The 20,846-nt window shown below is 67.9% G+C and carries 23 protein-coding genes; 8 read left to right on the top strand and 15 right to left on the bottom strand.

All coding sequences use genetic code 11. The features are described from left to right. Positions 1 to 2: 2 nt before the first annotated feature. Positions 3 to 116: an entericidin EcnA/B family protein gene (locus I7S92_RS00895; protein ID WP_197641588.1), complete on the bottom strand. Its 114-nt coding sequence runs from the start codon at positions 114 to 116 to the stop codon at positions 3 to 5. Positions 117 to 145: 29 nt separating this feature from the next. Further along, entirely contained in the window at positions 146 to 1,966 is a 1,821-nt protein-coding gene (locus I7S92_RS00890; protein ID WP_242069999.1) for an extracellular solute-binding protein, read from the bottom strand. A 261-nt stretch (positions 1,967 to 2,227) separates the two neighbouring features. Here I7S92_RS00890 and I7S92_RS00885 point away from each other — a divergent pair, with 261 nt between their 5' ends. Together I7S92_RS00885 and I7S92_RS00880 are read left to right on the top strand one after the other, a co-directional pair. Then, the gene (locus I7S92_RS00885) at positions 2,228 to 3,001 is read left to right on the top strand and encodes a 3-hydroxybutyrate dehydrogenase (RefSeq protein WP_197641587.1); all 774 of its coding nucleotides are present in this window, start codon (positions 2,228 to 2,230) and stop codon (positions 2,999 to 3,001) included. Positions 3,002 to 3,051: 50 nt separating this feature from the next. Then, positions 3,052 to 4,092, top strand: a complete 1,041-nt coding sequence (locus I7S92_RS00880; protein ID WP_197641781.1) for a patatin-like phospholipase family protein — start codon at positions 3,052 to 3,054, stop codon at positions 4,090 to 4,092. Here I7S92_RS00880 and I7S92_RS00875 read toward each other — a convergent pair. The 3 genes from I7S92_RS00875 to I7S92_RS00865 form a co-directional block, all read right to left on the bottom strand. Then, positions 4,089 to 4,775, bottom strand: coding sequence for a DUF502 domain-containing protein (locus I7S92_RS00875; protein ID WP_197641586.1), 687 nt, complete (start codon positions 4,773 to 4,775; stop codon positions 4,089 to 4,091). The two genes, I7S92_RS00880 and I7S92_RS00875, sit on opposite strands and share 4 nt — an antisense overlap. A 71-nt stretch (positions 4,776 to 4,846) precedes the next feature. Beyond that, complete coding sequence (locus I7S92_RS00870; RefSeq protein WP_197641585.1) at positions 4,847 to 5,761, bottom strand: pseudouridine-5'-phosphate glycosidase; 915 nt, start codon at positions 5,759 to 5,761, stop codon at positions 4,847 to 4,849. Continuing rightward, positions 5,758 to 6,648 carry a PfkB family carbohydrate kinase gene (locus I7S92_RS00865; RefSeq protein ID WP_197641584.1) on the bottom strand — a complete coding sequence of 297 codons (891 nt, stop codon included), beginning with the start codon at positions 6,646 to 6,648 and terminating at the stop codon, positions 5,758 to 5,760. The genes I7S92_RS00870 and I7S92_RS00865 overlap by 4 nt, the downstream gene beginning before the upstream one ends. A 203-nt stretch (positions 6,649 to 6,851) precedes the next feature. Between I7S92_RS00865 and rpsB the strand changes: the two genes are divergently transcribed. Then, complete coding sequence (gene rpsB / locus I7S92_RS00860; RefSeq protein WP_197641583.1) at positions 6,852 to 7,616, top strand: 30S ribosomal protein S2; 765 nt, start codon at positions 6,852 to 6,854, stop codon at positions 7,614 to 7,616. A gap of 70 nt (positions 7,617 to 7,686) precedes the next feature. Next, entirely contained in the window at positions 7,687 to 8,595 is a 909-nt protein-coding gene (tsf, locus tag I7S92_RS00855) for a translation elongation factor Ts (RefSeq protein WP_197641582.1), read from the top strand. A 267-nt stretch (positions 8,596 to 8,862) separates the two neighbouring features. Here tsf and I7S92_RS00850 read toward each other — a convergent pair whose 3' ends face one another. From I7S92_RS00850 to ndk, 4 genes are all read right to left on the bottom strand, one after another. Further along, on the bottom strand, positions 8,863 to 9,642 hold the full coding sequence (locus I7S92_RS00850) for a helix-turn-helix transcriptional regulator (protein ID WP_197641581.1): 780 nt from the start codon (positions 9,640 to 9,642) through the stop codon (positions 8,863 to 8,865). A 132-nt stretch (positions 9,643 to 9,774) separates the two neighbouring features. Next, on the bottom strand, positions 9,775 to 10,455 hold the full coding sequence (gene gph, locus I7S92_RS00845) for a phosphoglycolate phosphatase (protein ID WP_242069998.1): 681 nt from the start codon (positions 10,453 to 10,455) through the stop codon (positions 9,775 to 9,777). Continuing rightward, positions 10,448 to 11,137: a ribulose-phosphate 3-epimerase gene (gene rpe / locus I7S92_RS00840; protein WP_197641579.1), complete on the bottom strand. Its 690-nt coding sequence runs from the start codon at positions 11,135 to 11,137 to the stop codon at positions 10,448 to 10,450. Before rpe ends, gph begins: the two co-directional genes overlap by 8 nt. Positions 11,138 to 11,313: 176 nt before the next feature. Beyond that, on the bottom strand, positions 11,314 to 11,736 hold the full coding sequence (ndk, locus tag I7S92_RS00835) for a nucleoside-diphosphate kinase (protein ID WP_197641578.1): 423 nt from the start codon (positions 11,734 to 11,736) through the stop codon (positions 11,314 to 11,316). Positions 11,737 to 11,895: 159 nt separating this feature from the next. Between ndk and I7S92_RS00830 the strand changes: the two genes are divergently transcribed. The 4 genes from I7S92_RS00830 to I7S92_RS00815 all read left to right on the top strand — a co-directional run bounded on the left by I7S92_RS00830 (position 11,896) and on the right by I7S92_RS00815 (position 15,441). Continuing rightward, complete coding sequence (locus I7S92_RS00830; protein WP_197641577.1) at positions 11,896 to 12,171, top strand: hypothetical protein; 276 nt, start codon at positions 11,896 to 11,898, stop codon at positions 12,169 to 12,171. A 45-nt stretch (positions 12,172 to 12,216) separates the two neighbouring features. Further along, positions 12,217 to 14,067 carry an ABC-F family ATP-binding cassette domain-containing protein gene (locus tag I7S92_RS00825; RefSeq protein ID WP_197641576.1) on the top strand — a complete coding sequence of 617 codons (1,851 nt, stop codon included), beginning with the start codon at positions 12,217 to 12,219 and terminating at the stop codon, positions 14,065 to 14,067. 130 nt (positions 14,068 to 14,197) lie between these two features. Further along, positions 14,198 to 14,818, top strand: a complete 621-nt coding sequence (locus I7S92_RS00820; protein ID WP_197641575.1) for a MarC family protein — start codon at positions 14,198 to 14,200, stop codon at positions 14,816 to 14,818. 50 nt (positions 14,819 to 14,868) lie between these two features. Then, positions 14,869 to 15,441 (top strand): retropepsin-like aspartic protease family protein, encoded by a 573-nt coding sequence (locus tag I7S92_RS00815; RefSeq protein WP_197641574.1) that lies wholly within the window; start codon positions 14,869 to 14,871, stop codon positions 15,439 to 15,441. A 22-nt stretch (positions 15,442 to 15,463) separates the two neighbouring features. On the opposite strand, the gene I7S92_RS00810 is transcribed toward I7S92_RS00815, so the two are convergent. From I7S92_RS00810 to argS, 6 genes are all read right to left on the bottom strand, one after another. Further along, positions 15,464 to 15,664 carry a hypothetical protein gene (locus I7S92_RS00810; RefSeq protein ID WP_197641573.1) on the bottom strand — a complete coding sequence of 67 codons (201 nt, stop codon included), beginning with the start codon at positions 15,662 to 15,664 and terminating at the stop codon, positions 15,464 to 15,466. Between the two features lie 3 nt (positions 15,665 to 15,667). Beyond that, positions 15,668 to 16,264 carry an SMC-Scp complex subunit ScpB gene (scpB, locus tag I7S92_RS00805; protein ID WP_206760978.1) on the bottom strand — a complete coding sequence of 199 codons (597 nt, stop codon included), beginning with the start codon at positions 16,262 to 16,264 and terminating at the stop codon, positions 15,668 to 15,670. A 32-nt stretch (positions 16,265 to 16,296) separates the two neighbouring features. Then, complete coding sequence (locus I7S92_RS00800) at positions 16,297 to 17,082, bottom strand: segregation and condensation protein A (protein ID WP_197641571.1); 786 nt, start codon at positions 17,080 to 17,082, stop codon at positions 16,297 to 16,299. Beyond that, a complete protein-coding gene (nagZ, locus tag I7S92_RS00795) occupies positions 17,075 to 18,061 on the bottom strand; it encodes a beta-N-acetylhexosaminidase (RefSeq protein ID WP_197641570.1) in 987 nt (328 codons plus the stop codon). The genes I7S92_RS00800 and nagZ overlap by 8 nt, the downstream gene beginning before the upstream one ends. Further along, entirely contained in the window at positions 18,058 to 19,014 is a 957-nt protein-coding gene (locus I7S92_RS00790; protein ID WP_197641569.1) for an SPOR domain-containing protein, read from the bottom strand. Before I7S92_RS00790 ends, nagZ begins: the two co-directional genes overlap by 4 nt. A 69-nt stretch (positions 19,015 to 19,083) precedes the next feature. Next, entirely contained in the window at positions 19,084 to 20,826 is a 1,743-nt protein-coding gene (argS, locus tag I7S92_RS00785; RefSeq protein WP_197641568.1) for an arginine--tRNA ligase, read from the bottom strand. Between the last annotated feature and the right edge of the window lie 20 nt (positions 20,827 to 20,846).

Here is a 20,846-nt window from a genome sequence, read left to right as displayed (position 1 = left end):
CGTCAGAACATGTCCTGCACGGTGCGCGCCCCGGCCGAGACATCCTCGCCCACGCCGGCGACGGTGTTGCAGCCGGCCAGCGCCAGCAGGGTTGCGATAAGGGCGAGTTTGCGCATCGGTCCACCTGTACGTTGCTGCCGGGCGGTCATTCTTCGTACCACCACAGCGCGGGAAGATAGGACGTCCCCCAGTCGCCGTAAAGCTGGACCCGCTCGGGGTGCTTCAGTTCGGCCTTGTGGACGATCAGGTTGCGGTCGGAGAACCAGAAGGGCACGACATAGCGCCCGGCGGTCAGAAGCCGGTCCAGCGCCTGGGCGGCGGTGGCGGCCTCCTCCTGGCTGCGGGCGGCGAGCATCGCGGCGATGACCGCGTCGATCGCGGGCGACTTCACGCCCATCCAGTTGCGCGAGCCCTCGGTGTCGGCGGCGGCCGAGGACCAGTAGAGGCTTTGCTCGTTCCCCGGGGAAAGCGACATGGTGCGGATGATATAGGTCATGTCGAAGTCGAAGCTGTCGGTTCGCGCCTTCATCTGCGCGCTGTCCAGCATGGTGACCCGGGCGTCGATGCCGACATCCTTCAGCGCCTCGACATAGATCGCGGCGACGCTGGCGACCTCGTCCTGGCCGATGGTCAGGAGGATCTCGAAGGCGAAGGGCGTGCCCTCGGCGTTCTTCAGGATGCCATCCTCGCCCACGGTCCAGCCCGCCTCGTCCAGGAGCTTGATCGCCCGGCGCAGGCCGGCGCGGTTCTGCGGCGTGCCGTCGGGCTGGGGCAGGGCGTAGCCCTCCAGCGTGCTGGGCAGGAGGTCGGCCTTGTAGGGGTCCAGCAGCGACAGGACCGCGCCCTCGGCCGGGGCGCCGGGGGTCATCGCGAAGGCGCTGTTGGCGAAATACGAGGTGATGCGGGGCGCGGCGCCGCCGGTCACGGTCTGGTTGATGAAGTCGAAGTTGAACAGTTCGATCATCGCCTCGCGCACGCGCCAGTCCTGGAACTGCGGCTTGCGGCTGTTCATCACCAGCCCGATGATCCCCGAGGGCCGGTCGTGCGGCACCTCGAGCTTCACCATCTCGCCCGAGGCGAGCGCGGGAAAGTCGTAGCGGCTGGCCCATTTCGCGATGTTGTCCTCGCGATAGGCCGAGATCGCGCCGGTCTTGACCGATTCGAAGACCGCGACCGGGTTCGAGTAATAGTCGTAGCGGATCCTGTCGAAGTTCCACTGGCCCCGGTTCACGGCCAGGTCCTTGCCCCACCAGTCGGGGTTGCGCTTGAAGGTGATCGAGACGCCGGGATCGACCTGGTCGACGACATAGGGGCCCGAGCCGGTGAGCTTGTCGAGCGACGTCGCCTCGAAATCCCTGCCCTCGAAATCCGCCTTCCTCAGGATCGGGCGCAGCCCCAGGATCAGTGGCAACTCGCGGTCTTCGGTGTTGAAGGTGAAGCGGATGGTGCGGGGGCCGGTCGCCTCGGCCTTGGCGATCTTCTTCCAGGCGGTGTGGTAGCGCGGATGGCCCAGCGTGCCCAGCGTCTCATAGGACCAGAGCACGTCATCCACCGTCACCGGCGTCCCGTCCGAGAATCGGGCGCCCTCGCGCAGGGTGAATTCCACGAAGCTGCGGGCCTCGTCGGTCTCGACCGATTCGGCCAGGAGGCCGTAGAGGGTGAAGGGTTCGTCATAGCTGCGCGCCAGCAGCGTCTCGAAGGTGAAGGGCGCGATCCCCTCGGCCGGAGAGCCGTTGGTGATGAAGGGATTCAGCGTGTCGAAGCCGCCGTTCATCGACAGCGTGATGCCGCCCCCCTTGGGCGCGTCGGGATTGGCCTGCGGCAGCGACACAAAATCCGGGGGAAGCGCGGGCTCGCCATACATAGCTATGCCATGCTGCGGCTCGGCGACGGCTGTAGCGGCGCCCAGGACAAGGCCCAGCGGCAGCGCAAGCCGGCGGAAGATCGGGGTCAGGTCGGGCAGCATCGGGGCGCATCCCTCGTCTAAGCTGTTGTTCTTTGTCCCGAACCCTAAGCGGCCAAACGTGGATATTCAAACTTTTAGCTTGGCCATCGGCGGTTAGGGGACTATATAGGAGTCACTGCTCGATAGGTTTCTTGCCTGTATGAAACCTGCCTCAACGACTTAACGCCGGCCTTGCGCCGGCGTTTTTTTATGCCCGCCGGGTCTGGAACCTTGCCCGCAGGCGGACGTAATATCTTTGCAGTTGCAGCATGGAGTCTGGGAATGGCGCTGAAGGGCAGGCGGGCGATCGTCACCGGGTCGAATTCGGGAATCGGACTGGGCGTGGCCGAGGCGCTGGCCGCCGCCGGGGCGGAGGTGATTCTGAACAGCTTCACCGACCGGCCCGAGGATCACGCGCTGGCGGCCGAGCTTGCCGCGCGGCATGGCGTGCCGGTGCGCTATATCGCGGCCGACATGTCGAAGGGGGCCGAATGTCGGGCCCTGGTCGAGAAGGCGGGCGGCTGCGACATCCTGGTCAACAATGCCGGGATCCAGTTCGTCGCCCCGGTCGAGGAGTTCCCGGTCGAGAAATGGGATGCGATCCTGGCGATCAACCTGACCTCGGCCTTCCACACCGCCGCCGCCGCCCTGCCGGGGATGAAGGCGAAGGGCTGGGGCCGGATCGTCAACATCGCCAGCGCGCATGGCCTGACCGCCAGCCCGTTCAAATCGGCCTATATCGCGGCCAAGCACGGCGTCGTGGGCCTGACCAAGACCGTGGCACTGGAGGTCGCGGGCCAGGGCATCACCTGCAATGCGATCTGCCCGGGCTATGTGCTGACGCCGCTGATCGAATCGCAGATCCCCGAGCAGATGAAGGTGCACGGCATGGACCGCGAGACGGTGATCCGCGAGGTCATGCTGCAACGCCAGCCCTCGCGCCAGTTCGCGACCGTCGAGCAGATCGGCGGCACGGCGGTCTATCTGTGCAGCCCGGCGGCGGACCAGGTGACGGGGACGACGATCAGCATCGACGGCGGCTGGACCGCATTGTGAGACGAGGCGCGGCCAAGGCGGGCCACGATCCTTCGAAGGACTTTGCAGACCTGAAAGATTCGCGGGCGCCCGACCCGAGGCGCGTCAGCCTGGCGTTGCAGGGCGGGGGCGCGCATGGCGCCTTCACCTGGGGGGTTCTCGACCGGCTTCTGCAGGAGGAGGACCTGGAGATCGCCGCGGTCTCGGGGAGTTCGGCCGGGGCCCTGAACGGGGCGGCGCTGAAGGCCGGGATGATCGAGGACGGCCGTGCGGGCGCCAGGGCGCGGCTGGACCGGCTCTGGGACCATATCGCCGGGATCGGCGACTTCCGCATGGCGCCCTGGCTGCAACCCTTCGTCCCGGCGATGCGCTTCTGGCAGACCGCCAGCGCCTCGGTCTTGCCCTTCTCGCCACAGGCGCTGGCGGCGCAGGTCTGGTCGCCGCATGCCTGGGGCGAGGGCTGGAAGAATCCGCTGGCCCCGGTGGTCGCCGATCTCGACTTCAGCGAGGTCCAGGCCGATGCCGGGCCACGGCTTTTCGTCAGCGCGACCAATGTCAGGACCGGCCGGATCAAGGTCTTCACCGGCGCGGAACTGACGCCCGAGGCGCTCTTGGCCTCGGCCTGCCTGCCCACCGCCTTCCAGACGGTCGAGATCGACGGCGAGGCCTATTGGGATGGCGGCTATGCAGGCAATCCGGCGCTGTTCCCGCTGTATGAGCCCGACCTGCCCGACGATCTTCTGGTCGTCTCGATCAACCCGCTGCGCCGCGACGAGGTGCCGGAGACCGCGCTGGAGATCCAGAACCGGATCAACGAGATCAGCTTCAACTCGGCCTTCCTGGGCGAGTTGCGCGCGATCAACTTCGTGCGCCGCCTGATCCGCGAGGGCAGGATGGAGCGCGGCGTGATGAAGGAGGTCAATGTCCACATGATCGCCGACGACGGGCTGATGAACGCGCTTTCGGCGGATTCCAAACTGTCGCCCACGCCGCTGTTGCTGGAGCGGCTGAAGGACGCCGGGCGCAAGGCGGCCGACGGGTTCCTGGGCAACGGCTGGTCGAAGATCGGGCATGACGAGGCCGGGCTCGACATTCCGGGGGTGCTTGGCTAGGCGAAGGGCTCTTTCGGCAGCGGGTAGACCAGCCCGCCGGAGACGATCAGCTTTGCCGCATCGTCCACGCCCATGTCCATGACGACCAGATCCCGCGTCGGCACGAACAGGAGCATCCCGCTGGTGAAGGGCGTCAGCCCGACAAAGACCGCCGACACATCGGGGCCGATGGCGGCCAGGCGCTCGGCCAGCTCGCCCTTGGGGCGGGTGGAGAGGAACCCCAGCGCCCAGGACCCGGCGCGGGGAAACTCGACCAGCACCACCTTGTCGAAGCTTTTCTCCTTCTTGTTGAAGAAGGTCTCGGCCACCTGCTTGATCGCGCTGTAGACCGACCGGACGACGGGCATCCGGTCGACCAGATCCTCGCCCGAGCGGATGATCGAGCGGCCGATCAGGCCCTTGGCCAGCCAGCCGACCATGATGGTGACGATCAGGAAGACGAGGACGCCGACGCCGCGCACGGGAAATTCGTATTCCGGGCCGAACCAGCGGCCGATCAGCACGTCGGGCTGGTAATAGGCCGGGATCAGCGGCAGGATCCAGCCGTCGATCCAGCCGATCACCGCCCAGACGAACCAGATCGTCAGCCCGATGGGCAGGACGACGACGAGGCCGGTGAGGAAACTGGCGCGCAGCCCGGCAAGAAAGCCGCGGCGGTGGTGGGGCGGATGCGGTTCGGTCACGAGGTCTCTGGTCCCTTTCCCGTCAATCTATGGCTTGCCCCCCCGGCCGCGCAATGGCGGCAACCGGAAATTCAGGCGGCCCGCGCCAGTTCCCGTGCAATCGCCGCGCCAAGCCGCGCGTTGTTCAGGACGAGCGCGATATTGGCCGTCAGCGAGCGGCCCCGGGTCAGTTCGAAGATCCGCTGCAAAAGAAAGGGGGTGACCGCCTTGGCGGCGATGCCCTGCGCCTCGGCCTCGGCCAGCGCAGTCTCGATATGCGGCATGATCTCGGCGCGGGGGATCTCGGCCCCGGCCGGGATCGGGTTGGCGACCAGTTGCCCGCCCGGCAGGCCAAGGCGCGCGCGCATCCGGTGGGCGGCGGCGATGCCCGCCGCGTCGTCCATCCGCAGCGGCGCCTTCAGGCCCGAGGCGCGCGACCAGAAGGCGGGAAACTCGTCCTGGCCATAGGCGATGACCGGCACGCCCAGCGTCTCCAGGTATTCCAGCGTCTTCGGCAGATCGAGGATCGCCTTCGCCCCCGCAGCGACCACGGTGACCGGGGTCTCCGCCAGTTCGCGCAGGTCGGCCGAGATGTCGAAGCTGGACTCCGCCCCGCGGTGCACGCCGCCGATGCCGCCGGTGGCGAAGACCTCGATCCCGACCAGCTGCGCACAGATCATCGTGGCCGCGACCGTGGTGGCCCCGGTGCCGCCGGAGGCGAGGCAGGCGGCAAGGTCGGCGCGCGAGAGCTTGGCCGCCTCCCGCGCCTGACCCAGCGTGTCAAGCTGGGCCTCGGTCAGGCCGATGTGGATCTGGCGGTCCATGATGGCGATGGTCGCGGGCGTGGCGCCATGGGCGCGGATCTCGGTCTCCACCCGGCGGGCTGTTTCCACATTCTGCGGGAATGGCATGCCGTGGGTGATGATCGTGCTTTCCAGGGCAACGATGGGGGCGCCCTTGGCGCGGGCCTCGGCGACTTCGGGGGACAGGATCAGGGGCAGGGTCATGCGCCGATATCTCCGGAAACATAGGTTGCAGCGGCGCGCAACGCCTCGTCCAGCGCGGTCTGGCGGTCCGCGCCGCGCCGCTCGGCGACGAGATGCGCCGCCATGAAGGTGTCGCCCGCCCCGGTGACGCGGGTCACGAGGACCGGGGGCGGATGACCCTCGATCACGCCGCGGTCGCGGGTTCCCTCGGCCGCGGGTTCACCGCCGTTGGTGACCAGCACCCGGCCCGCGCCGCGATCCAGCAGCGCCTCGGCGGCGTCGGCCGCACTGGCGCAGTCGCTGCGGGCCAGGATGTTCGCTTCCTCGAGGTTGACATAGAGCGTGGCAGAAGGATGGGTCAGCAGCGGCAGAAGCCGCCCCGCCTTGCCCGGAGAGGCCGGGGCCACCCGCAGGTCGGCGGCGGAGAACAGCGAGGAGACGGCGATCTCGGCCAGAAGCGCCTCGGTCAGGTTTCCGTCCAGCGCGATCGGACCGGACCAGGGCGCGGCCTCGGTCCCGAGGCGGCCGTCGGCCAGCGGGCGCAGGATCTTCTCCCCCGCCGCCTCCAGCGAATGGGCGTCGGCCACGGCGGCGATCAGCCCGTTCGCCCCCTCGATCGCCATGTAGCGGTCGGTCGGCAGGTCGTCCGAGCGGTAGACATGCGCCGTCACCAGCCCCAGACGCTCGCAGGAGTGGGTCAGCTCCTCCCCTTCGGCATCGCGACCGATGGCGGTGAGGAGGGCAGGCGTCATCCCGAACCGCCGCAGCGTCATCGCGATGTTCATTGCCACGCCCCCCGGCAGCCGGGTAATCCGTCCCGGCACGTCCGCGCCAAGGCGCATCGCGGTGGGCGAGCGGCCGATGATGTCCCACAGGACCGATCCGATGCAGAGGATGTCGGGCGTCATGGCCCCTGCATCGCCGAAAGCCGCCCATCGCGCAAGGCCCGGTACGGAAGGGCTTGCGCCGGCGCGCCGCCCCGTCTATACGCGCGGCACTTCACAGGCGTGGTCGGGGCCGATGCGGGGAGAAATCCCGTGCGGTCCGCCGGTTGCCCCAGCCAAGGGGTGAAGACGGCCGCGCCGAGGTTCAAACCGGAAAAGGATACAGCATGGCTCTTCCCGAGTTCTCCATGCGTCAGCTCTTGGAAGCTGGCGTTCACTACGGCCACCAGACCGCCCGCTGGAACCCCCGCATGGGCGAGTTCATCTATGGCGACCGCAACGGCATCCACATCCTCGACCTGACCCAGACCGTCCCGATGCTGGACGCGGCGCTGAAGGTCGTGCGCGACACCGTCGCCAAGGGCGGCCGCATCCTCTTCGTCGGCACCAAGCGGCAGGCGCAGAAGCCGATCGCCGAAGCCGCCGAGAAATGCGCGCAATACTACATGAACCACCGCTGGCTCGGCGGCACGCTGACCAACTGGAAGACCGTCTCGCAGTCGATCCAGCGCCTGAAGCACCTGGACGAGGTCCTGGGCGCCGGTGGCGAGGGCCTGACCAAGAAAGAGCGCCTGGGCATGGAGCGTGACCAGGCCAAGCTGCAGGCCTCGCTCGGCGGCATCCGCGAGATGGGCGGCACCCCGGACCTGATCTTCATCATCGACGTGGGCAAGGAAGACCTGGCCGTGCAGGAAGCCCAGAAGCTGGGCATCCCGGTCGTGGCCGTGGTCGACACCAACTGCTCGCCCAAGGGCGTGAACTACGTCATCCCGGGCAACGACGACGCGGCCCGCGCCATCGCGCTGTACTGCGATCTCGTCGCCCGCGCGGCCCTGGACGGCATGTCGGCCCAGATGGGCGCGGCTGGCGTCGACCTGGGCGCGCTGGAAGTGGCTCCGGAAGAAGAAGCGGTCGCCGAAGCCGAGGCCTGAGCCCGGCTGTCACCAGAGATCACCCGGCGGGTCCATTCCGCCGGGTCCATCGATTCCAAGGAGTGAAACCATGACGATCACCGCTGCGATGGTGAAGGAACTGCGCGATTCGACCGGCGCAGGCATGATGGACGCCAAGAAGGCGCTCACCGAGACGAACGGCGACATGGAAGCGGCCGTCGACTGGCTGCGCACCAAGGGCCTGGCCAAGGCCGCCAAGAAGGCCGACCGCGTCGCGGCCGAGGGCCTGATCGGCGTGGCCGTCTCGAACGGCAAGGGCGTCGCGATCGAGATCAACTCGGAAACCGACTTCGTCGCCAAGAACGAGGATTTCCAGGCGCTGGTCCGTGACGTGGCCAATGTCGCGCTGACCACCGGCGATTCGGTGGAGGTGGTGAAGGCCGCGCATCTGAACGGCAAGACCGTCGAGACCGTGATCCAGGAAGCCATCGCCCGCATCGGCGAGAACATGACCTTCCGCCGCCTGCACATCCTGGAAGGCGACACCGTGGTCTCCTATGTCCACAACGCCGCGACCGCCGGCATGGGCAAGATCGGCGTGCTGGTTGCCCTGAAGGGCGATGCCGCCAAGGCCGAGGAGATCGGCAAGCAGTTCGCGATGCACATCGCCGCGACCTCGCCGCTGTCGCTCTCCGAAGCCACCCTCGATCCTTCGGTGGTGGAGCGCGAGCTGGCCGTCCAGACCGCCAAGGCCCTGGAAGAGAACGCCGCCTCGGCCAAGCCGAAGCCCGAGCAGGTGATCCACAACAACATCATCCCGGGCCGGATGAAGAAGTTCCTCGCCGAGAACACGCTTCTGGGCCAGGCCTTCGTGATCAACCCCGACCTGACGGTCGAGCAGGCCGCCAAGGAAGCGGGTGTCGAGATCACCGGCTATGCCCGCGTCGCGGTCGGCGAAGGCATCGAGAAGAAGCAGGAAGACTTCGCCGCCGAAGTGGCCAAGGTGCTTCAGGGCTGATTTCCCGGACAATGGGGCAGGGGGCCGGTGCAGCGATGCGCCGGCCCTTCTGTTTTGCCTTGCGGAAAAAGGCAAACGGCGCGGCCCTGGGGAGGGGCCGCGCCGTCGCTGTTCCGCCCGCCCCTTGGGGACGAGGATGGGAAGGGCAGAAACCGCCGCAAAATGCGGCTACTCTGAAACAAACGATCCGGCAGCGGTCAAGCGTGGCACATCCGGTAAGCCCTTGTTGCAGCTTACCCAGGGGCAAGCGAGTGCGGAATACCTTACCTAATGCGCCGCCTGGGCGACCTCGGGCAGGCGCTGGAAGATCATGTTGAGAAGCGCGCCCTTGGCCACCGCCTGGGCCGTGGTCTCCACCGCCAGCGCCTCACGCGCAAGGCGCAGGTGCTTTTCCACCATCGCCGGAGAGACACCCATCAGCAGCGCCACGTCCTGCGTCGTCTTGCCGTCCGCCACCCATTCCAGCGCCTCGCGCTGGCGCGGGCTAAGCGCGCGGTGCCGTGACAGTTGCGGCAGGTGCACGATGGTCAGGTGCATCATGTTCGCCACCGCCAGGATCTCGTCCCGGCGCGACGCGAACAGCGCCTCCACATCGGCCGGCGAGAGCCCCGGATCGGCCAGCAGCCCCAGCGCGCCCTTCGAGCGCGACGAGACGGCGGGAAAGCTGACCGACATCCCGGCCACGATCCCCATGGCCGCGTTCTGCCGCACCGCCTCGGCCTCTTCCGCGGAAAGCCGCCCGGCTTCGAAAGCTTCCTTCACCCAGCTCCAGGTGCAGATGCCCGAGTTGCGCTCGGCCCAGCGGAAGACCGGGGTCTTGGCGTAGAAACCGCCCTGGAAGTAGCGCCGCACATAATCGGCGTCGCAGGTGGTGAGGAACAGCGCATCCTCGGGGTCGCCGATGGTCTTCAGATGCTTGAACCGGGTGAACCCGTAGTTCACGCGGCCGAAGCCCAGGGTGGCGAACCAGCCGGTCGCCTGCTCCCAGGCATCGTCGATCTTCGAGGAGGAGGCGATCCGGTTCAGGAGTGCAAGTATCTCGCGCATGGCTCTATCCCTGATTGTCCAGCCTGCCGCAGGGGCAACCTTGACCTGGGCGAGAGATAAGGCAGGTTTTCCCGGCTTGTCGAGGGTTCTTGCCATGGAAAGGGTGTCGTTTCGACCGGATGACGGAAGATTTCATCCTTTTCCGGGCCTGCGGCCCTGAAGCTGCGCGACCAGCCGGGGCAGGGCGGCATGATGGTCGAAAACCAGTTCCGTCCCCATCTCCTCGGGGGCCGCTTTCCGGTAGCCGCCGGAAAAGAGCGCAAGCGGCACATCGGCCGCGCGTGCGGTCTCGGCATCGACCTCGCTGTCGCCGATGAAAAGCGTCCTTGCAGGGCCCAGGGCGGCGATGGCGGCGTGCAGCGGGGCCGGGTCGGGCTTGCGTAGGGGCAAGGTGTCGCCACCGATCACCACGGGGAACAGTTCCGCCAGTCCGAAATGATGCAGGATGGCGCGGGCAGGGGCCTCGGGCTTGTTGGTGCAGATGGCCAGGTGATGCCCGGCGGCGGCAAGATCCTGCAGCGCCTCGGCCGCGCCGGGATAAAGCGACGTAAGATCAAAGGCCTGCTCGTAGATCCTCATGAAGTCTGCGACCAGATCCCGGTGCAGCGGCCCCTCGGCCTCCAGCCCCTGATGCGCCAGAAGGCGGCCGACCAGCACGCCCAGGCCATTGCCGATGAAGCCCAGCACGGTCGCAAGGGCAAAGCCGGGCAGGCTCCTTGCGGTAAAGACCGCATTGGCGGCGGCATGGATCTGCGGCGCTGAATCGATCAACGTGCCGTCGAGATCGAAGACAAGGTTCAGCGCCTCAGCCAAGCACCGCCTCGGCCGCCGCCCGGATTGCCCGGATATTGGCGCCATAGGGTGCCGGATTGTCGACCGAGCCGCCCTTGAACACCGCCGATCCCGCCACCAGCACATCCGCGCCGACCTTCGACACCAGCGGCGCCGTCGCCACCGTGATGCCGCCGTCGATCTCGATATGGACCTCGCGGTCGCCGATCATCTGGCGCAGTCGGGTGATCTTGGCGACCTGGCTCTCGATGAAGCTTTGCCCGCCGAAGCCGGGGTTGACCGTCATCACGCAGACCATGTCCACCATGTCCAGCAGCTCGGCCACCACCTCGACCGGGGTACCGGGGTTCAGCGCGACACCGGCCTTTTTCCCAAGCCCGCGAATGGCTTGCAAGGTGCGGTGAATGTGCGGTCCGGCCTCGACATGCGCGGTGATCACGTCGGCGCCGGCCTTGGCATAAGCCTCGAGATAGGCGTCCACCGGCGAGATCATCAGATGCACGTCCATCACGCCCTTGATGTGCGGCCGGAGTGCGGCACACATCGCCGGGCCGAAGGTGAGGTTCGGCACGAAATGGCCGTCCATCACATCGACATGCACCCAATCCGCACCCTGCGCCTCGATCGCGCGACATTCCGCACCGAAGTTCGCGAAATCGGCGGCAAGGATGGAGGGGGCGATCTTGATCGAACGGCTGAACATCGGGCAGGCTCCAAACGGCTTTCCGGGGTCATATCGCGGGTGATCCGGGCTTTCCAGCATCCAGTGCATTACATAATACCGATTATGCGACTCTGCGAGCTTCTGCCGATGCCCCCCCGCCTGAACGAAAACGGCCCGGTCAAAGGACCGGGCCGCAACGCTGACGTCAGAAGAAATCAGCCGACCAGTTCGAGGCCCGAGAAGAAGAACGCGATCTCGCGTGCGGCCGAGGCCTCAGAGTCCGAGCCGTGGACCGAGTTCTCGCCCTTGGACAGCGCGAATTCCTTGCGGATCGTGCCGGCGGCGGCAGCGGCCGGATCGGTCGCGCCCATCACTTCGCGGTTCTTCGCGATCGCGCCTTCGCCTTCCAGGACCTGCACCACGACCGGCTCGGAGGCCATGAACTCGCACAGCTCGCCATAGAAGCCGCGCTCCTTGTGCTCGGCGTAGAAGGCGCCGGCCTGCGCCGGGGTCAGGTGGATGCGCTTGCTTGCGACGACGCGCAGGCCCGCGTCCTCGAACTTGGCGACGATCTTGCCGGTCAGGTTGCGCTTGGTCGCGTCGGGCTTGATGATCGAGAGGGTGCGTTCAGTGGCCATCGGGCTCTCCATGGTGTCGGGGCCAGGCGGCCCTTTTCGTGTGGTCGGGCTGCTACCATGCAGGCGCGCCGTTGAAAAGATGCCCTGCGACAGAGCGTCATCTTCCCGGTGGATCAAATCTGAGTGAATTAATCGGAAATAGAAACCGAGGAGAGTTCCATGATCCGCCCCGCCTGCCTTGCGCTTGCCCTGTCCGCCGTCCCCGCCCTTGCCTCGGATCAGCCGATCCCCTTCACCTATCTCGAATTCGAGAACGCCGTGCCGCATATCGACCTTGCGGTCTGCCCGGTGCCGCTGGCCGCGCCCGGCCGCTTCTGCCGGCTGACCACCCATGCCGAACAGATCAACGTCTTCGTCTTTTCCGAGGAAGGCGACCAGCCGCTGATCGCCTTCCAGTCCTGGCCCTCCGACCTGCTGGTCGGCCTGATGGACTGATCCCGCCGGTTGACAAGCCGCGCCCCTGCGGCCAAGCAACGGCGCATGCTGAAGATCGAGGACATCACCTATTCCGTCGAGGGCCGCCCCCTGTTCGAGGGCGCCACCGCGACCATTCCGACCGGCCACAAGGTCGGTCTCGTCGGCCGGAACGGCGCGGGCAAGACCACGCTGTTCCGGCTGATCCGGGGCGAGCTGGCGCTGGAGGGCGGCACGATCACCCTGCCCCAGCGCGCCCGGATCGGCGGCGTGGCGCAGGAAGTGCCGTCGTCGGAGACCTCGCTGCTCGACACGGTGCTGGCCGCCGACACCGAACGCGCCGGCCTGATGGCCGAGGCCGAGACCGCGCATGATCCACACCGCATCGCCGAGATCCAGGCCCGCCTCGCCGACATCGATGCCTGGTCGGCCGAGGGCCGGGCCTCCAGCATCCTCAAGGGCTTGGGCTTCGATGCCGAGGAACAGCTGATGCCCTGCTCGGCCTTCTCCGGCGGCTGGCGGATGCGGGTGGCGCTGGCCGGCGTGCTGTTCGCCCAGCCCGACTATCTGCTTCTGGACGAGCCGACCAACTATCTCGACCTGGAAGGCGCGCTCTGGCTGGAGAGCTACCTGCAGAAGTACCCGCACACAGTGCTGATCATCAGCCACGACCGGGGCCTTCTGAACCGCGCGGTGCAGGGCATCCTGCATCTGGACAACCGGAAGCTGACCTATTGGCAGGGCGGCTACGACCAGTTCGCCCGCCAGATGGCCGAACGCCGCGCGGTCCTGCAGGCCGAGGCGAAGAAGGTCGAAGCCCGCCGCGCCCATCTGCAAAGCTTCGTCGACCGTTTCAAGGCCAAGGCCTCCAAGGCCGTACAGGCACAATCCCGCGTGAAGATGCTGGAGAAGCTGACCCCGATCACTGCGCCAGAGGAGGCGAAGAAAGTCGTCTTCACCTTCCCCGAACCCGAGGAACTGCCGCCTCCGATCATCAACCTTGACGGCGCGGCGGTGGGCTATGGCGGCGCTCCGGTTCTGCGCCGCCTGTCCTTGCGCATCGACCAGGATGACCGCATCGCACTCCTTGGCCGCAATGGCGAGGGGAAATCCACGCTTTCCAAGCTCTTGGCCGGGAAACTTCAAGCATCCGAAGGCAAGATCTCGCGCTCGTCCAAGCTCAGGATCGGCTATTTCGCCCAGCACCAGGTCGACGAGCTGCATCTGGACGAGACGCCCCTGCAGCACGTCCAGCGCCTGCGCCCCGAGGAAGGCCAGGCGAAGCTGCGCGCCCGGCTGGCGGGGTTCGGGCTGATGGCCGACCAGGCCGAGACGCTGGTGGGACGGCTTTCCGGCGGGCAGAAGGCGCGGCTGTCGCTCCTCCTCGCCACGATCGACGCGCCGCATCTCCTGATCCTGGACGAACCGACCAACCACCTCGACATCGAATCCCGCGAGGCGCTGGTCGAGGCGCTGACCGAATATTCCGGCGCGGTGGTGCTGGTGTCTCACGACATGCACCTTCTGGGCCTGGTGGCCGACCGGCTCTGGCTGGTCAAGGGCGGTGCGGTCACGCCCTATACCGAGGATCTGGAAGCCTATCGCCGCCAGCTTCTGGCCGGTGAGGACGAGGTGAAGCCGGCGTCGAAACCCGTTGAAAAACCGAAGAAAGCCAGCCGCGACGAACTTCTCGCGCTAAGGTCCGAGGTCCGCAAATGCGAGGACCGGCTGGAGAAGCTGAACGGGATGCGCGACAAGCTGGCCGCCAAGCTGGCCGATCCCGCGCTCTACGAGGATGCGCGCAAGGGCGAACTCGCGACCTGGAACGCCAAATATGCCGAGGTGATGCAGGCCCTCGACAAGGCCGAGGCGCTCTGGCTGGACGCGCAGGAAAAGCTCGACTCGGCAGCGGCTTGACGGCGGTTCCCCGTCCTTGGCCGGTGCGGCCACGCCTTCGGCTTTCTGGCGCGGGGGCCGCGCCCCCGCCCGAAGGTTTGGCTATGCAAACCGCGGCCGCCCGCCTAGCCTGTGGCAAAACGAGGTGACGATGCCCGAGACCGCCTTCCTGATCACCGCCTTCGCCACGCTCTTCGTGGTGATCGACCCGCCGGGGCTCGTGCCGCTCTTCATCGCGCTCACGCGGGGCATGGGACCGGAAAAACGGCAGGCGATGGCGCGGCGGGCCTGCCTGATCGCGGCGGCGCTGCTCCTCCTCTTCGGGCTGGCGGGAGAGGCGATCCTGTCCTTCATCGGCATCTCGATGCCGGCCTTCCGCATTGCCGGCGGCATCCTTCTGTTCCTCACCGCGCTCGACATGCTGTTCGAACGCCGCACCCAGCGCCGCGAGGGGCAGCATCCGGAACCCGACCACGACCCTTCGGTCTTCCCGCTGGCCACGCCGCTGATCGCCGGCCCCGGGGCGATCGCCTCGGTGATCCTGCTGGTCGGCCAGTCCGGTCCGGGCTGGGCGGGCTCTGCGGCGGTGCTGGGGCTGATGCTGGCAATGATGGCCGTGACCTACGCCTTCCTCCTCGCCTCGCCGCCGCTGGAACGGATGCTGGGCCGGACCGGGACCATAGTGATCACCCGGCTTCTGGGCATGCTGCTTGCTGCGCTGTCGGTGCAGTTCGTGATCGACGGGGTAAAGGGCACGGGGCTGATCGGCTGATCTTTTCCTTGCCGCCCCCTGCCCCCATATCTGGCCAAAGCGGAGGCGGAATGGACGGCGACACCTTTGCCCGCGTGGGCTATCTGGCGATCATCCTGGCCGCACTCGGCGGCTGGGCCCTGGTCGAGTTCCGCCAGCGCATGGGCCAGGCCCTGCGCATGGCGATGGCTTGGGGGCTGATCTTCGTCGGCGTGGCGGCGGGCTACGGGCTCTGGTCCGACATCCGGCGCGAGACGCCGCCGATCCAGGCCGTGACGCAGGGCACCGTCGAGGTGCCGCGTGCGGCCGATGGGCATTACTACCTCACGCTGATGATCAACGGCCGGGCCGTGCATTTCATGGTCGATACCGGCGCGAGCGGTCTCGTCCTCGCCCGGCAGGACGCCGAGGCGCTGGGGATCACTGCCGACAGCCTGACCTTCCTGGGCGAGGCCATCACCGCCAACGGGGTCGTGCGCACCGCGCAGGTCACCTTGCCCCGGATCGAGCTTGGCCCCTTCGTCAACCGCGACTTCCGCGCCTATGTGACCGAGGGCGAGATGCAGGGCTCGCTGCTGGGGATGGATTACCTCGGCCAGTTCCGCATGGAGTTCACCGGCGACCGGCTGATCCTGCGACAGTAAGGACCCAACGCAAGCCCCTGATCTAATGCAGGAAACGCCCCGCGATCCGTGACAGCTTCCGCGTCCGTCCGGCCATCTCGCGGGTGGCGCGGGCGCGCTTCAGTTCTTCGGGCGAAAGCTCGGCGTCCGTCTTGCCGCCGCGCGCGACATGGTCGATCCCCCTGTTGACCGCCGTGCGGAGGAACATGCGCAGCAGCGGGCCGACCAGACGGTTCCAGTCCATCGCTCAATCCTCGAAAAGTTCGCTCTGCCCCACCACCGGCCCGTCCTCGTCATCCGGCGCGGCCGCCTGGCCCGGCAGGGGGCGGCTGTCCAGAAGACCGGCCGCGCGCAGTTCCTTCAGCCCCGGCAGGTCGCGGGCCGATTCCAGTCCGAAATGATCCAGGAAGGCTTCCGTGACCACGAAGGTCACTGGCCGGCCGGGGGTCATCCGGCGGCGGCCGAAGCGGATCCATTCCAGCTCGATCAACTGGTCGATCGTGCCCCGGCTGACCGCGACGCCGCGGATCTCCTCGATCTCGGCCCGGGTCACCGGCTGGTGATAGGCGACGATGGCCAGGGTCTCGATCGCCGCGCGGCTGAGCTTGCGCGTCTCGACCGTCTCGCGCCGCATCAGGAAGCCGAGGTCCGGCGCGGTGCGGAAGGCCCAGGCGTCGCCCACCTTGACCAGGTTCACCCCCCTGCCCTCATAGCGGCGGCGCAGGTGGACCAGCGCCTCGGCCGGGTCGGCGCCATGCGGCATCCGCGCCTCGAGCTCGGCCACGGTCACGGGTTCCGCGCTGGCGAACAGGATCGCCTCGACCATCCGCTCCTGCTCGCCCATCGGCGGCGCGTCGAAAAGGCTTTGTTCCTCGCTCACGCATCCCTCCGGCGCAGTTCGATCGGCGCGAAGGTTTCGCCCTGACGCAGGGTCAGCTGGCCCCGCTTGGCCATTTCAAGCACCGCCGCGAAATGCGCCGCAAGGGCCGAGCGCCGCGCCATCGGCGTCACGTCCCAGCCCTCGGGCAGGAAACTGGTCAGCGTGGCCCAGTCGCCGGTATAGCCGATCAGGCCGCGCATCCGCTCCAGCGCCTGCTCCATCGTATAGACATGGTCGCGGTCCAGCACGAAGGGGCGGAATTCGTCCTTGGTGCGGATCATCGCATAGGCGCGCATCAGGTCGAGGAGCGTCGCCGTCCAGGTCACCTTGCGGTGATGGGTCAGGTCCTCGGGCAGGCCGCGGGCAAAGAAGTCGCGCCCCTTCTGGTCGCGCGCCATCAGCCGGGCGGCGGCATCGCGCATCGCCTGCAGCCGCTCCAGCTGGAAGGCAAGATGGGCCGCCAGGTCCTCGGCGCTCGGCCCCGCCTCGCCGGGTTCGGGGGGCAGAAGCAGGCGGGATTTCAGGAAGGCCAGCCAGGCCGCCATCACCAGGTAGTCCGCCGCCAGCTCGATCCGCAGCGTCCGGGCGCGTTCGACGAAGCCCAGGTATTGCTCGGCCAGTTGCAGGACCGAGATCCTGCGCAGGTCCACCTTCTGCGTGCGCGACAGCGTCAGGAGGAGGTCGAGCGGCCCCTCGAACCCGTCGACATCGACGATCAGCGCCTCGGCGGCCAGCCGCTCCTCGGGCGACAGGCGCTCGGGCTGCTCCCAATCCTCAGCCATCGGCCAGCGCCTCGGCGAGGCTGAGAAAGGCGGTGGGCCGCGCGGCGATCACCCGGCGCGCGCGGGCCTGCGCCTCGGGCGCCATTTCACCGGCCGCAGCGGCGACCGCCTGCATCTCGGCAAGGTCGCCCTTGCAGTGCAACGCGATGTCGCAACCGGCGGCGATGGATCGCGCCGTGCGTTCCGCCAGCGTCCCCTGCAGCGCCTGCATGTTCAGGTCGTCGCTCATCAACAGGCCCTGAAAGCCGATCTCATTGCGGATGAGGTCGATCATCACCGGCGACTGGGTCGCTGGCCGGCCGGGATCGAGCGCGGCAAAGACCAGATGCGCGGTCATCGCCATCGGCAGGTCGTTCAGCGCCCGGAACGGCATGAAGTCCACCGCACGCAGTTCCTCGAGGGAGGCGTCCACCGTCGGCAGGTCGAGATGGGTGTCGAGATGCGAGAGCCCATGCCCCGGCAGGTGCTTCATCACCGGCAGGACCCCTGCTTCCACCAGCCCGTCGGCCACCGCGCGGCCGATGCGGGCGACGGTTTCGGGATCGGTCCCGTAGCAGCGGTTGCGCAGGAAAGGATGCGTCCCGGGCCGGGCCACATCGCCGACCGGGGCGCAGTCGGCGTCGATCCCCACGGCGCGCAGCTCCGCCCCAATCACCGCCATCCGCCGGCGCATCTGCCGGGTCGCCGCGTCCAAGCTGCCGGCCGCCAGAACGGTATCCAGCGGCGGCTCCCACTCGCGCCAATGGGGCGCGCGCAGGCGCTGGACGCGGCCGCCCTCCTGGTCGACGAGGATCGGGGCTTCGCGTCCCACCGCCTCGCGCAGGGATGAGGTCAGGCGGCTAACCTGTTCCGGGGTCTCGATATTCCGCGCGAACAGGATGAAGCCGAACGGATCCGCCTCGCGGAAGAAGGCGCGTTCGGTATCCAGAAGTTCCGGCCCGGCACAGCCGAAGATCGCCGCCCCGCGACCCAGGCTCATCGCTGCGGGACCGGGATGCAGGTGGCGCCCTGGGCGACGAAGGCCGAGCAGAAGCGGCGCGCGTCGGCCTCGTCCTCGAAGCCATGCGCGCGCAGGCGATAGAAGGTGCGCCCGCCGCTTTCGGCCGGTTGCAGCACCATGCCCTTGCCCCCCATCAGCTCGCCGAAAAGCCCCGCGAGGCGCGCCCATTCCACCCGCGCCTCGTCGGCGGTGTCGAAGGCGCCGAACTGCACCAACCGGGTTCCGGCCGGGATCGTCGCGGGGTCCACCTCGTTCGGGGCTGCCATGGCCGCGGTCGCCTCGGCGGCCACCGGCGCGGGCTTGGTCGCGGCGGCCGCGCTGCCGGGGCGCGCCCTGGGGCGCGGCGAGATCGCGATCCCACCCAGCGGAACCGGATCCTGCACCACATCCGGCAAGGGTGCGGGCGGCTCCGCCGCTTCGACCGGGACCTCACCCAGCGCCTCGGCCAAAGCCGCATCCACCGCGATCTCGGTCGGGCTGGCGCTTTCCACGGTCGGCGCGGCGGCCAGGGCCAGATCGGCGGCAGGCGGCGGCGCGGCCGAGGGCAATTCGGGAACCTGCGGCTCGAGTCCCGAAAGGCCGGGGACATCCTCCTCGGCCAGGTCCACCGGGCGCGGCGCCAGGATCAGCTTTTCCGGGGGCGGCGCGGCGGTGCCCACAGCCGCGACGGCGTTCACCGCCAGCCCCTGGTGATCGGCGATCTCGCCGCCCGGATCCTCGGGCGCGATGCGCATCGGGCCTTCCAGCGCCTGGATCACCGGCACGCCGCGCACATCGCGCACCGCCAGCCTGTAGCCCCAGACCGCAAGGCCCACGACCAGCGCCAGCGAGGTCAGCCCGCCAGCCAGCCGCACGAACCGCTGCGCCTTCGGCCGCGCGCCATCGCGGGCCGTATAGCCGCTGCCGAGACCGTCGAAGTCCGCATCCGCCATCTGCTGCCCCTGCCCTGCGGGGCGGTTGGTCCACCCCTGCATTCACGCCTGCTCCGGGGGCGCCATTGCCTAGCGCATTTCCTCGACCGGAGTGACGCCAAGGATACCAAGGCCAGCGCAAATGACAACGCCCACGGCCCGGGCAAGGGCGATTTTTGCCGCAGAGATTGCGGTATCCCCCTGGATGAACCGCAAGCTGTCGTCATCGTTGCCCTTGTTCCACAGCCCGTGGAAGTCCGAGGCCAGTTCATAGAGGTAGAAGGCCACCCGGTGCGGCTCGTGCCCCCTGGCGGCGATTTCCACCAGGCGCGGCCATTCGCCAAGCTTGCGGATGACCTGAAGCTCCGCCTCATGCCCCAGGTGGCCCAGATGCGCGGCGGACAGCGTGGCATCGCCCACCTCCAGCCCCGCGTCGCGCGCCTTGCGCAGGATCGAGTTCACCCGCGCATTGGCATATTGCACGTAGAAGACCGGATTGTCCTTCGACTGCTCCGTCACCTTGTCGAAGTCGAAATCCAGCGCCACGTCGTTCTTGCGCGTCAGCATGACGAAGCGCACCACATCCGGCCCCACCTCGTCGATCAGGTCGCGCAGGGTGACGAAGGTCCCTGCCCGCTTCGACATCTTGACGATCTGGCCGCCTTTCAGAAGCTTGACCAGCTGGATCAGCTTGATGTCCAGGCTCACCCGGTTCTCCGACAGCGCCGAAACCACCGCCTTCAGTCGCTTGACATAGCCCGAATGATCGGCGCCGAAGATGTTGATCAACTCGTCGAAACCGCGCTGCACCTTGTTGTAGTGATAGGCGATGTCGGGCGCGAAATAGGTCCAGGAGCCGTCCGACTTCTTCACCGGCCGGTCCACGTCATCCCCGAACGAGGTCGAGCGGAACAGCGTCTGCTCGCGCGGCTCCCAGTCCTCGGGCGTCTTGCCCTTCGGCGGCTCCAGCACGCCGTCGTAGATCAGGCCGAGGCCGCGAAGGCGTTCGATCGCCGCCTCGATCTGCCCGGTACCATAGAGCGCCTTCTCGCTGGAATAGACGTCCATCGTCACCCCCAGCGCCTTCAGGTCGTCGCGGATGACCGCCATCATCATGTCGGTCGCGAACAGGCGCACATCCGCCAGCCATTCGCTTTCCGGTTTGTTCAGAAGACTGTCGCCGTATTTCGCCTTCAGCGCCTCGCCTACCGGGATCAGGTAGTCGCCGGGATAAAGCCCCTCGGCGATCTCGGGCGACAGGCCATGCGCCTCGCGGTAGCGTTCATAGGCCGAGCGGGCCAGCACATCCACCTGCCCGCCGCCATCGTTGATGTAGTATTCCCGCGTCACGGCCCAGCCCGCAAAGCCCAGCAGCGCGGCCAGCGCGTCGCCCACCACCGCGCCGCGCGCATGCGCCACATGCATCGGCCCGGTCGGGTTGGCGCTGACGAACTCCACGTTGACCTTGCGCCCCTGCCCGAGGTCCGAGCGGCCATAGTCCGTCCCGCGCTCCAGCACCTCGCGCACCAGCCCCTGCCAGGCCGCCGGCTCCAGCCGCAGGTTCAGGAACCCCGGCCCGGCCACATCGGCCCCGGCCAGGCGCGGATCTTCCATCAGCCGCGCGGCCAGCGCATCGGCGATCGCGCGGGGCGGCATCCCCGCCGGTTTCGCCAGCACCATCGCCGCATTGGTGGCCATGTCGCCATGCCCCGCATCGCGTGGCGGCTCGACCGCGACGGCGGCGAGGTCCAGCCCTGCGGGCAGCGCGCCCTCGGCCATCAGCGCCTGCAACTCGGCCACCACAAGCTCACGGATATCGGCGAACAGGTTCATTTGATCACATCCTCTGATCC

It is taken from the genome of Tabrizicola soli (assembly GCF_015999335.1).
In the GTDB taxonomy this organism is placed as follows: Bacteria; Pseudomonadota; Alphaproteobacteria; order Rhodobacterales; family Rhodobacteraceae; genus Tabrizicola; species Tabrizicola soli.
Note: the sequence above shows the minus strand (reverse complement) of the source record. Positions and strands in the feature narration are given on the sequence as shown.

Excerpts from the sequence above, each read along its gene's own strand:
- rpsB (WP_197641583.1), top strand. The coding sequence starts at position 6,852 with ATGGCTCTTCCCGAGTTCTCCATGCGTCAGCTCTTGGAAGCTGGCGTT.
- I7S92_RS00865 (WP_197641584.1), bottom strand. The coding sequence starts at position 6,648 with ATGACGCCCGACATCCTCTGCATCGGATCGGTCCTGTGGGACATCATC.
- I7S92_RS00790 (WP_197641569.1), bottom strand. The coding sequence starts at position 19,014 with ATGGCGGATGCGGACTTCGACGGTCTCGGCAGCGGCTATACGGCCCGC.
- argS (WP_197641568.1), bottom strand. The coding sequence starts at position 20,826 with ATGAACCTGTTCGCCGATATCCGTGAGCTTGTGGTGGCCGAGTTGCAG.
- I7S92_RS00885 (WP_197641587.1), top strand. The coding sequence starts at position 2,228 with ATGGCGCTGAAGGGCAGGCGGGCGATCGTCACCGGGTCGAATTCGGGA.
- I7S92_RS00830 (WP_197641577.1), top strand. The coding sequence starts at position 11,896 with ATGATCCGCCCCGCCTGCCTTGCGCTTGCCCTGTCCGCCGTCCCCGCC.
- I7S92_RS00820 (WP_197641575.1), top strand. The coding sequence starts at position 14,198 with ATGCCCGAGACCGCCTTCCTGATCACCGCCTTCGCCACGCTCTTCGTG.
- I7S92_RS00850 (WP_197641581.1), bottom strand. The coding sequence starts at position 9,642 with ATGCGCGAGATACTTGCACTCCTGAACCGGATCGCCTCCTCCTCGAAG.
- nagZ (WP_197641570.1), bottom strand. The coding sequence starts at position 18,061 with ATGAGCCTGGGTCGCGGGGCGGCGATCTTCGGCTGTGCCGGGCCGGAA.
- scpB (WP_206760978.1), bottom strand. The coding sequence starts at position 16,264 with ATGGGCGAGCAGGAGCGGATGGTCGAGGCGATCCTGTTCGCCAGCGCG.
- I7S92_RS00890 (WP_242069999.1), bottom strand. The coding sequence starts at position 1,966 with ATGCTGCCCGACCTGACCCCGATCTTCCGCCGGCTTGCGCTGCCGCTG.
- I7S92_RS00895 (WP_197641588.1), bottom strand. The coding sequence starts at position 116 with ATGCGCAAACTCGCCCTTATCGCAACCCTGCTGGCGCTGGCCGGCTGC.
- I7S92_RS00815 (WP_197641574.1), top strand. The coding sequence starts at position 14,869 with ATGGACGGCGACACCTTTGCCCGCGTGGGCTATCTGGCGATCATCCTG.
- I7S92_RS00810 (WP_197641573.1), bottom strand. The coding sequence starts at position 15,664 with ATGGACTGGAACCGTCTGGTCGGCCCGCTGCTGCGCATGTTCCTCCGC.
- tsf (WP_197641582.1), top strand. The coding sequence starts at position 7,687 with ATGACGATCACCGCTGCGATGGTGAAGGAACTGCGCGATTCGACCGGC.
- I7S92_RS00870 (WP_197641585.1), bottom strand. The coding sequence starts at position 5,761 with ATGACCCTGCCCCTGATCCTGTCCCCCGAAGTCGCCGAGGCCCGCGCC.
- rpe (WP_197641579.1), bottom strand. The coding sequence starts at position 11,137 with ATGTTCAGCCGTTCGATCAAGATCGCCCCCTCCATCCTTGCCGCCGAT.
- I7S92_RS00800 (WP_197641571.1), bottom strand. The coding sequence starts at position 17,082 with ATGGCTGAGGATTGGGAGCAGCCCGAGCGCCTGTCGCCCGAGGAGCGG.
- I7S92_RS00825 (WP_197641576.1), top strand. The coding sequence starts at position 12,217 with ATGCTGAAGATCGAGGACATCACCTATTCCGTCGAGGGCCGCCCCCTG.
- ndk (WP_197641578.1), bottom strand. The coding sequence starts at position 11,736 with ATGGCCACTGAACGCACCCTCTCGATCATCAAGCCCGACGCGACCAAG.